The 9,092-nt window shown below is 68.8% G+C and carries 11 protein-coding genes; 10 read left to right on the top strand and 1 reads right to left on the bottom strand.

From position 1 onward, the window contains the following. The coding region (locus ABZT03_RS41805) for a transposase family protein (RefSeq protein WP_356049239.1) at positions 1-270 on the bottom strand (270 nt) is incomplete at its 3' end. 166 nt (positions 271-436) lie between these two features. Between ABZT03_RS41805 and ABZT03_RS41800 the strand changes: the two genes are divergently transcribed. The 10 genes from ABZT03_RS41800 (at position 437) to ABZT03_RS41755 (ending at position 8,556) form a co-directional block, all read left to right on the top strand. Then, entirely contained in the window at positions 437-838 is a 402-nt protein-coding gene (locus ABZT03_RS41800; RefSeq protein ID WP_356049238.1) for an NlpC/P60 family protein, read from the top strand. Positions 839-841: 3 nt separating this feature from the next. Continuing rightward, on the top strand, positions 842-1,123 hold the full coding sequence (locus ABZT03_RS41795; RefSeq protein WP_356049236.1) for a hypothetical protein: 282 nt from the start codon (positions 842-844) through the stop codon (positions 1,121-1,123). A gap of 5 nt (positions 1,124-1,128) precedes the next feature. Next, a complete protein-coding gene (locus ABZT03_RS41790) occupies positions 1,129-2,403 on the top strand; it encodes a hypothetical protein (RefSeq protein WP_356049234.1) in 1,275 nt (424 codons plus the stop codon). A gap of 92 nt (positions 2,404-2,495) precedes the next feature. After that, positions 2,496-3,569 (top strand): hypothetical protein, encoded by a 1,074-nt coding sequence (locus ABZT03_RS41785; RefSeq protein ID WP_356049232.1) that lies wholly within the window; start codon positions 2,496-2,498, stop codon positions 3,567-3,569. Next, entirely contained in the window at positions 3,569-5,755 is a 2,187-nt protein-coding gene (locus ABZT03_RS41780) for a hypothetical protein (protein WP_356049230.1), read from the top strand. Before ABZT03_RS41785 ends, ABZT03_RS41780 begins: the two co-directional genes overlap by 1 nt. A gap of 165 nt (positions 5,756-5,920) precedes the next feature. Beyond that, positions 5,921-6,124 carry a hypothetical protein gene (locus tag ABZT03_RS41775; protein ID WP_356049229.1) on the top strand — a complete coding sequence of 68 codons (204 nt, stop codon included), beginning with the start codon at positions 5,921-5,923 and terminating at the stop codon, positions 6,122-6,124. A gap of 197 nt (positions 6,125-6,321) precedes the next feature. After that, positions 6,322-6,810 carry an RRQRL motif-containing zinc-binding protein gene (locus ABZT03_RS41770; protein ID WP_356049228.1) on the top strand — a complete coding sequence of 163 codons (489 nt, stop codon included), beginning with the start codon at positions 6,322-6,324 and terminating at the stop codon, positions 6,808-6,810. Beyond that, positions 6,807-7,331, top strand: a complete 525-nt coding sequence (locus ABZT03_RS41765; protein ID WP_356049226.1) for a Pycsar system effector family protein — start codon at positions 6,807-6,809, stop codon at positions 7,329-7,331. Before ABZT03_RS41770 ends, ABZT03_RS41765 begins: the two co-directional genes overlap by 4 nt. Positions 7,332-7,390: 59 nt before the next feature. After that, complete coding sequence (locus tag ABZT03_RS41760) at positions 7,391-8,299, top strand: ATP-binding protein (RefSeq protein ID WP_356049225.1); 909 nt, start codon at positions 7,391-7,393, stop codon at positions 8,297-8,299. A gap of 77 nt (positions 8,300-8,376) precedes the next feature. Next, complete coding sequence (locus ABZT03_RS41755; RefSeq protein ID WP_356049223.1) at positions 8,377-8,556, top strand: hypothetical protein; 180 nt, start codon at positions 8,377-8,379, stop codon at positions 8,554-8,556. The last annotated feature ends 536 nt before the right edge of the window (positions 8,557-9,092 follow it).

Raw genomic sequence — 9,092 nt, 5'->3', positions numbered from 1 at the left:
GGCCAGCTTCGCCTGCGGGGCACGGGCCGCCCACTGCCAGATCGCAGCGATCGAGTCACCGCCGATCACCAGCGTCGCGCACGCGGTCAAGGCCAGGATCACCACGAGGGCGTGGCGCCGGCCGCGCTTCGCGCGCAGGTCGGGGACCTGCCGCAACCTGCTGACCAGCTCGGACTCTACTACTGCCGGGTCAGTGGCGAGCTCTGTCTCCCACAGGGCAAGGTCCGCGAGCTGGCCAACGGCAGGGGGGATCGGCGAAGATACGGGCACGAGCGCGACTCCTGTGACGATCTTTTGGCGTAGAGACCTGAAAGATCATCAGAAGTCGCGCTCGTCCTGCAACTAGCCACATCAAAACGGGGCAGAACCACTCAAGGGACAACTACGCCGGGGCCGTGCCACGCAGGCCGCTACCGCGATCCAGATAGCGGCCGCAATGATCGGCAAGCCATATTCATGGGGCGGCGGAAACGCGCACGGTCCGAGCACCGGCGTGTGCTGCTCCCCAGGTGGCCATTCCGGGAAGAAAATCACCGGTTTCGACTGCTCCGGGCTCACGCTCTACGCCTACGCGAAAGCGGGAATCAGCCTGCCCCGCACGGCAGCCCAGCAGTACGCCGCATCCGAGCCGGTCAAACCCGGCGAGGTTCAGCCGGGAGACCTCGTTTTCTACGGAACAAGCGCCACCAGCATTCACCACGTCGGAATTGCCATCGGGGGCGGCTGGATTATCGACGCCCCCCGGCCCGGCACAAAAGTCCGCATCGACCCCATGGACACGATGACCGACCTGGTCGCCGTCGCCCGCCCCGTCACCCACCACACTGAGGAGATCTGACCCATGGCTGCTGCCAAGTTCTTCAACCTCGCCAAGCCCGTCGACATGAGCGCGGGTTTCAAGGACTTTTTCGACACGATCGGCCTGACCGGTGGAGGTCTGGTCACCAAGGCCATCGCCGCCGTGATCGCCGTGATCGCGCTGAAGATGCTGTTCTCCGTCGCCGGTGACCCCAAGGGCGCACTGCGCAAGGGCTCGCTCGCGCTCGGCACCCTGTTCGTCGCCGTGGTCCTGGCCCTCTACGGCAGTGAGCTGTTCTCCACGGTCACCCAGGCCAAGGGCTGACCGCGATGGCCGACAAGGACGACCCGTGCGACCTGTTGAAAGGAACGCCGGGATACGAGTTCTGCCGGAGTGACCACCAAAGCGGTGGTCACTCCGGCGCCGGCGGAAGCGGCCTCACCGACGACGCTGCCGACAACGTGACGAAGCTGGCGAACAGCCTGATCAACAAGATCAAGGGCTTGACCGCTCCTCGGGACGCTTGGGCCCCGAAGAGCACGGACAACTGGCTCTATCAGCAGTTTCTCTGGCTCGGTCAACACCTCGCGGTCTCGATTTTCGTATGCGTGGTCGTCGTCTGCGCCCTGACGGCATGGCAGGGCGCACCGCGCATGCGGCAGATGGGAGCCTCCACCGGGTGGACCCTGGCGGCCGTGGCTGGCATGGCATCCGTGCCGGGTGCGGTCATGCTGCTGAACCGGGCGGTCAGCTCCGCATTCACGGCCATGTTCGCCACCGACGAGACCACATTGTTCGGTGCGATCAGCGAGGACATGAAGACCGGGGCCGATGCCAACCCGATCGGCAAGCTGCTGATGCTCGCCGCTCTCGTGGTCGCGTTGGCGTTCGCAGCGCTCGTGTTCATGACGCGGCAGCTCGGCATCCTGCTCTTCGTGTGCATGGCGCCGCTCGTGCTGGCGTCACTGGCGCGCGGTGGCGACACCTCGGCAGTCAAAGCATGGGCAACTCGCCTGCTCGGCTTGATGTTCGCGCCGTTCGCTCTGCTCCTGCTCTCGCCTTTCGTGCAACTGGCTCAGGGGTCGCTCGTGGTCGACGGGGTGCTCCTGGTCGCCGCGGACGCGCTGATGCTGCGGATGGTTTTCCACGGCGTCCCGTGGTTCGGCCCAAGGGTCGCCCGCGGCGCGAGGTCGTTCGTGGAGAACCGTACGGACAGCCGGCTGGCGCACGCTGTGGTGCGGGCCGGGGCGCCGGACGCGTACGAGAGGGAGAACGCCCCCGCCCGGCTGCGCACGATCGACACCCCCGGCCGGGCGCTGCACCAGGACCGGGGCGTGCTGCTCGCCTCCTACGGGATCAAGCAGCGCAATCGTGGCAGCCAGCTCACCACGGCATCCACCATCACCCAGGTTCGCGAACGCGCGGAGCGCACTGCGGCCCTCAGCCATGAACGCAAGCAGGCGCGCGAGGCCGGCCAGACACAGCCCGCCAGTTCGCCCGCCCCGGCTGTCGGGTCACAGCGCACGCCCCCGGCCGTACGCAGGGCCGGACCGCGCGGGGCGGCACCGACCCCGCCGCATTCGGGCCAGACACCCAACCCATAACCCGTCCGTCTCCCGGGCCCGGCGCTCACCTGCACCACGGGTGAGCGCCGGGCCCGGAACCCGGATGGTTCCCCAGCTCGAAGGAGAGCACTGTGTACTTTCTGACTCCCGGCTACCGGGTTCCCGCTCTCCAGCGGGGACTCAGCCCTGTCGAGACTCTGCTGACCAAGGCCAACGCTGGACTCGGCGGCGCGGTTCTGATGTCGGCGATGCTCACACCGCCGCCGATCTGGACGTTCGGCGCGGTCGGCGCGGCCGCCGCGCTGCTGAATGTGGCGCCGGGGCCGCGCTCGGTCGGGCGGTGGGCGGCCGTCGGCTACCGGCATCTGCGCGAACGCATCACACCTGCCGCTGTGTTCAGCAACGCGGGCGCGACCGCGACATGGGCCCTGTACCCGGACCACGGCACCATGCAGGACGACCAGCGCCGCGCCGCGTTCCATGAAGCGTTCGATCGCGCCCTGGTGTTCGCCGGCGGCCAGGCCCGCGCTGCGGGCGTCCAGGTCCACGTCACCCACCACGCCACCACCGGCGAATACGTGGACCACACCCAGACCGTCTCCGTCCACGTCCCCAAGGGCCTCACCGGGCAGCCCGCCCGCGTCCTGGACACCCTGGCCGCGGAGTTCGCCTCCCTCGGTGCGCTCACCCCGCTCACCCCCGAGCCGATCCCCACCGTCGTCGGGCGCGGACCGGGGTGGGTCGCACTCGACGACGGCAGGCACGCCTCGACCGCCCGGATCACCGCGTGGCCCGAGCAGACGGGCGGTGACCTCATGCCGAACCTGCTCCTCGGCAACGCCGCCGACCGCTCGCTCGCAGTGCTCTACAGGCCACTGCCGATCGGCCAGTCCCGCCGCTCCGCGAAATGGCAGAGGGCCGCGAGTGAGGCGTTCACCGCCGACAAGGTGAAGGCCGACGCGCAGGATCTCGCCTCCGGCACCGCGCACGGCGCGCTGGTCCAGGGCGCCACCCTCGTAGACGTCGACGCCTACCTGACCGTGTGGGGCGACAGCCCCGAGGCCGTAACAGATGCCCGCTGGCAGACCTCCCTCATCGCCGACCGGTACCGCATTCGGCTCGACTGGCTGCCTGGTCAGCAGCACCGCGCCCACGTGATGACCAGCCCGCACGGAGCCTCCACCAGGAAAGGGGCGATCCTCTGATGATTCGCATTCCCTCCAACCACGCCGCCATCACCGCCCCGCTCATCGCGTCCAACATCCAATTCCCCGGCATCCCGATCGGCCGCTCCCTCCTCGACGGCCGACCTTTCCACCTCTCCCCTGTCCAGGCCGATGAGAGGTTCCTTCAGTCCACCAACTCTCTTGGTCTTGGCGGCCTCGGCTCGGGTAAGAGCACCACGGCCAAAGCGACGATCCGGCGCGAGATCCTCCAGCACGGACATCAGGCCGTCGTCATCGACTCCTTCGGTGAAGACAGCACCGGCGGTGAATGGGCGCCTCTGGTCCGCTCCCTGGGAGGCCGGGTCATCGAGGCCGGCAATTTCACCCTGAACCCGGTCAGCAGTGTGTTGCCGCCGGACGTTCGCGAGCATCTGGTGCGTTCACTGATCCTGGCGGTTGAGCCCGGCGCGCTGACCCACCATGCCGCTCACGCGCTCCAGCACGCCCTCAATCACCCCAAGTCGACATCGCTGAACGGCGTGGTCGACGCGCTGGTCAGCCCCGAGGACGGCCGGTGGCCGGCCGTGAAACTAGCCGAGTGGGGAGAGGGCGCGGCGATGGCCCTGTCCCGCTACACCGAGGGCAGCCTCACAGGCTTGTTCGACGGCCAGGACGCGAGCCTGCCCGAAACCGACCTGCCCATCCTGAGCTTCGATTTTTCCAAGCTGGACCGCAATTCGCCGGCAATCCCCTCACTGATGGCGGCGGTCTCATGCTGGCTGGAGCACGTGTGGCTTCCGCAGTCGACGGCCGTGCACCGGCACCTCGTCCTCGAAGAGGCCTGGCAGATCCTGCTCTCATCAAACACAACCGAGCTGATCCAGCGGCAGGTCAAGAACAGCCGCAAAGCTGCGCTCTCATTGAAGGTCGTAATGCACACGCTGTCCGACCTCGGTGAGGGCCGCGCGCAGGACCTGGCCCGGCTTTGCGAAATCGCCCACGTCGGGCGCCTCGGCCCTCCCGAGGCCGCCGCCGTCGGAGCCCTCCTCGGACTGCCTGCCTGGGCAGTGGCGCGGATCCCGATGCTGGAGCCAGGGCAGGCGGTGTGGAAGATCGGCCCGGACTACGTCGACATCATCCAGACCACCCTCAGCGACGAGGAAGCCGAACTCTTCGACACATCCTCCCGGCGCCGCAAGGCACAGCAGGCCGGACAGGCCGCAGTCGCCGAAGCCGAAACCGTGGTGGACGACGCCCCGGCGCCGGCGCACCTCCCGTTCGCTGCCGAGGACGTCTACGCCGGACTCGGCGAGGACCAGAACATCCTCCCAGCGCCGCGCGAGTCCGAGGCAGCGACCGATGATGCATGGGGGTGGGACATGCCTCCGAATGTCATCGACATCGACACCCGGCACAGCGCAGTCATCCAGGCCGCGACGGAGGGCCGGTTCAGTGAGGCGGCAGAGCTGGCGGCGATCGGGGAACGGCAGGACATCACCGCGCACGGTCTCCACTCCGACCAGGCCACGGCGTGGCTGTCCACCCGGGCCCGGGTCGCAGATGTGTCCGGAAGGCCCGACCAGGCAAGGGAGTTGCGCGCTACCGTCGCTCGCATGGGCAAAGACGACGCGCAGTGGTTCGAGAGCACTGACAGCCCGGCGCCCGCGTGGCACAGCGTTCCTCCACAGCCTCTGGCAAAGGAACCCCGGAAGGACGAACAGCTGACAGGATCACGCCGCCGGGTGTGGCCGGTCGTCGCCACCATTGCCGCCCTGTCGCTCACCGGGGTAGGAGTGTGGCAGCACGCTCACGATCAGCAGGACGCCAAGGACCGTGAACAGAAGGCTGCCGCATACAAGGGACGCTCGGGGGCGACCCTTCGTATCGATGGAGTCTCCGCTGACGTCGTCGCTCAGTGGAGTAACGACAGAGACCATGTCGTGGTCGAACTACGGAGTTATTTCGACCGCAACGCGCGATTCCTCCGGATCGACGGATCAGGCAAGAGTGCCCATAACTCGAAGGGGAAGGACTTCTACCCCAAGGATCCCGAGATCTCCCTACCTGTCGTTGATCCGCTTGCCGACGTGACCGTCCGCATCGCTGTAGGAGGCAGGACGTGGAAGGAAGGGTCCCGCGCCGAGTCGCGCAGCATCCGCCTCTCTCCCACAGGCGTCGCCTACGACGCTGAGACCGGAGAGGAACTTCGGTCAGATCTCGGCTGACGCCCCGTTCCACCAACGCTGATGGCTCGCACCCGCCAGGTGCGGGCCATCAGCGTTTCTGAGTGCTCCGCCCGGTCCTCGCTCCGCCCGGCGGGTACCGCGAGCACCGGACAGGCCACCCGGCCGAAGCACCACCCCTGCCGACATTCGAAGGAGAAATCATTCGTGGCGAAGGGCCCCGCCGGCATAGGCACTTTGACCGAGCCCCCGCAGCCGACCTGGTGGCGAGCCAATCGGCACAAGGTGCTGCTGACGGTCGGCTACTGGATCGGTCTCCACCTGCACGGTGAACCGGCGAGCCCGCCGGCCACCCCGAGCCCGGGCTACACCAGCCCCGGCCCGCTGCACATCACGCCCCGTTCCACCTGACCCGCTCGCCGCGGCCCCTGCGCCCCGCTCGCTGTATCCCGGCGGGCGGGGCGCAGGTCTGTCCGTACACACCGCGTTCTGGAGGACCTGCTGATGCTCATCCCCCGCCCGCGCCGCCGGATCGGCCGGCCCCGCCCGCAGCGCCCCGGTCCCCGCTATCCGCAGCGCCCGACTCGCCTGCCCGGCATCTGGAGGCGGTGATGCGCCGCTGTTCCGCCCGCCGCCGCTGCACCGAAGAAAAGAAGCGGCTTCTGCGTGGTGTGCAGGGCCTGCCGGAGTACGACCGTGGCAGCTGCCCCGACTATCTCCTCACCCGCCGCCAGGTCCGCGACCGCAGCCTCTCGCCGGGACACGAGCCGGTGGGCATCCTGCGCTGCACACGCTGCCGCTACACGCCGCAGTGGTCGTGCACCCATCCCGGCCGGGCCTGGCTGTACGACGTGCGTCTGACCCGGCCCAAGCGGGTGCCCACCCTCGCTCAGGAGTGGGCGCTGGACCGGGCGATGGCAGCACGCCAGACCTGCCCGCGGCCCACCTGTGGCCGCCGCTACATCTACGTCCTGCCTCTGCGCACCCTCGGTTGCTGCCTCGAATGCCATGACGGCACGCCCGCCGACCCCAGCACCTACACCCTGCCGCCGGCTGCGCACCAGCTGGCGGCTGACCTTCAAGGAGCGTCCCGGTGAGCTTGCATTGGTTCTCCCGCCCGCCCCCTGCACACCTCGGACCGGCCGTCCCTGAACCGGCTGCCTCGCGGCCGGATGGCCATTCGTGGTCGCGGGCAGCGGATGCGGCTTGTGAGGCCGTCGCCCAGGAGATCGGCCGGACGGACGGCAAGGCTTCTTTGCTGCTGGCGTTCGACGGCGCGCTGCTGGCCGGCCTTGCATCCCTCGCCCCGCGAGGCCTGCCCCTGTTAACGGTCGGGGTGGGCGCGGCAGCCGTGCTGGCGCTGGCCGGGGCGGCCGTGCTGCTGCTCTTGGTCGTCCGGCCTCGTCTCGGGGGCACCAACCGCGCGTCTTTCCCGTACTGGGCGCAGCTCGATGACGCAGGGATCCGTGACTGCCTGCAGTACGACATGCGCCTTGCCCGCATCCGGGTGCTGTCCGTCCTGGTGATGGCCAAGTACCGCCGGTTGCAGGGCGCAGTCGATCTCAGCCTGGCCGCTCTGGTCCTGCTCGCCCTGGCCGCCGCCACCACCCTGACCTGATCGCGCGGCCCACCCGCCAGCCACTGGCAACAACACCCCTCTTTGTGAAGGAGATCGATATGGCTGTCCTGTTCGATGGCGAGCTCAGTGAGAACGTCCTGGTGGTGCTGATCGGGCCTGCCGGTGCCGGGAAGTCGACGCTGGCCGCCACCTGGCCCGCCTCCCAGGTGCTCAGCCTCGACACCTTGCGTGCGGCGGTCAGCGACGACGCCGGCGACCAGGGTGCGACCGCAGACGCGGTCGACGTCCTGCACCTGCTGCTGGAGTACCGGATGGCCCGCAAGGCCACCACGATCATCGACGCAACGAATGTCACCGCAGCCGCCCGCGCGCCCCTGGTCGCTGCCGCGAAGCGGCACGGTGTGCGCTGCGTCGCGGTCCTGGTAGCGACGCCCGCTGAGGTGTGTGTCGAGCGGCAGGACCCGCGCCCGGCCAACCGCAGCGTTCCCGCCGACACGGTGCGCGCCCAGCACAAGGCCATGGTCCAGGCCTACAGCTCCCTGCCCCGCGAGGGCTTCGATCAGGTGGTCTTCGCAGACAGCCTCTACCGGCTGGAGCCGCTCCTGCAGCGCCTGTCCGAGGGCCGCGAAGCCGACCTCGGACGCGGCGCAAACGTCGGCCTGGGTGACCTGCTCCTGGTGCGCGGCTTCTTCGGCCCGGAGATTCTGCCGCTGTGGCGGTGGCGGCCGGGTTCGGACCTGGTGGGCGGCCGGGACCGTGCCGCACAGATCAGCCTCGGACAGCAGTACCTGACCCTCGCCTTCCGCGCCGACGCTGACGGGGAGGGCGAGGTCGGATTCGACGTGGCGCTGCCCTGCCCAGTGGATGACGAGTGCGTGGGCCGGGCCTGGGCGCCGGTCTACTCGGTCACCGACCTGTACCGGGCACTGACCGGCGCCATGGACAACGACCCGACCATCGTCTGCACCGTCCACGGATTCGCCGACGCCGACCAGGAGGCCGACTGACCACGCCGCGCAGCAGCTCGCGGAGGCCGGCCTGTAACGCGGGAACGATCCCGACCCGCCCCCTGAACTGGCTCGGGGTGGCCGACCACGACCGAGCCTCGTTCCCGTACTGGGCCGGCCTGGACGACCACGAGATCGTCGCCTGCATGCAGGGCGACACCCGAGCCGCCCGCATCCGCGCGCTGTCCCGGATCGCAGTCGGCACGCAGGGGACACCCGCCGCCAGACGAGGTGATCAGCGCCACTGGATCACATGAAGTCGAAGTCGGGTTCCCAGTCGTCATCCGCCTCTGGCTGCCCGGTAGGACCCGCGCTGACCCGCGCCAGCGCGGGTCATGCCCGAGAGATCAGGGCTGATCTACACGGCTGCGCTGGCGGTAGGCAGCGGGAGTTGAGGAGTACGAGGGGGATCTGGTGTTCCCCTGGATACGTACGGTGATCACGGCGTGGGAGCGGCCGCCGGGTTCGGCTGGGGGTACCTCGGTGACGCGAAGGCACTGGTGGAGCGGAGCTTTGCGGGTTTTGGGGGTGAGGTCGAGGACAACGAGAAAACCCACGGGGATATCAGTGGGAGCAATAGTCAAGAGTTGTGGATCAGTTGAGGGGGTTCATGCTGCGAGGGTCTCGTCTTGTTCGGCGAGGTGACCGTTCTCGAAGCGGGTGCCTGCTCGGACGAGGGCGACGAGGTGGGGTGCGGTGCGGAACCTGTCAACGTGATCAAGGCAGGTAGGTCGTTCTATCGCTGTGCCGGGATCGTTTGGTCGTCGGGCTGGGGTTGGTCGGGCTTGTTGAT

Source organism: Streptomyces sp. NPDC005574, assembly GCF_040605435.1.
In the GTDB taxonomy this organism is placed as follows: domain Bacteria; phylum Actinomycetota; class Actinomycetes; order Streptomycetales; family Streptomycetaceae; genus Streptomyces.
This window is presented reverse-complemented; position numbering and strand designations above follow the sequence as displayed.

What these genes read in the sequence shown, in the direction of transcription:
- ABZT03_RS41800 (WP_356049238.1), top strand. Translation starts at nt 437, where the DNA reads ATGATCGGCAAGCCATATTCATGGGGCGGCGGAAACGCGCACGGTCCG.
- ABZT03_RS41795 (WP_356049236.1), top strand. Translation starts at nt 842, where the DNA reads ATGGCTGCTGCCAAGTTCTTCAACCTCGCCAAGCCCGTCGACATGAGC.
- ABZT03_RS41790 (WP_356049234.1), top strand. Translation starts at nt 1,129, where the DNA reads ATGGCCGACAAGGACGACCCGTGCGACCTGTTGAAAGGAACGCCGGGA.
- ABZT03_RS41780 (WP_356049230.1), top strand. Translation starts at nt 3,569, where the DNA reads ATGATTCGCATTCCCTCCAACCACGCCGCCATCACCGCCCCGCTCATC.
- ABZT03_RS41760 (WP_356049225.1), top strand. Translation starts at nt 7,391, where the DNA reads ATGGCTGTCCTGTTCGATGGCGAGCTCAGTGAGAACGTCCTGGTGGTG.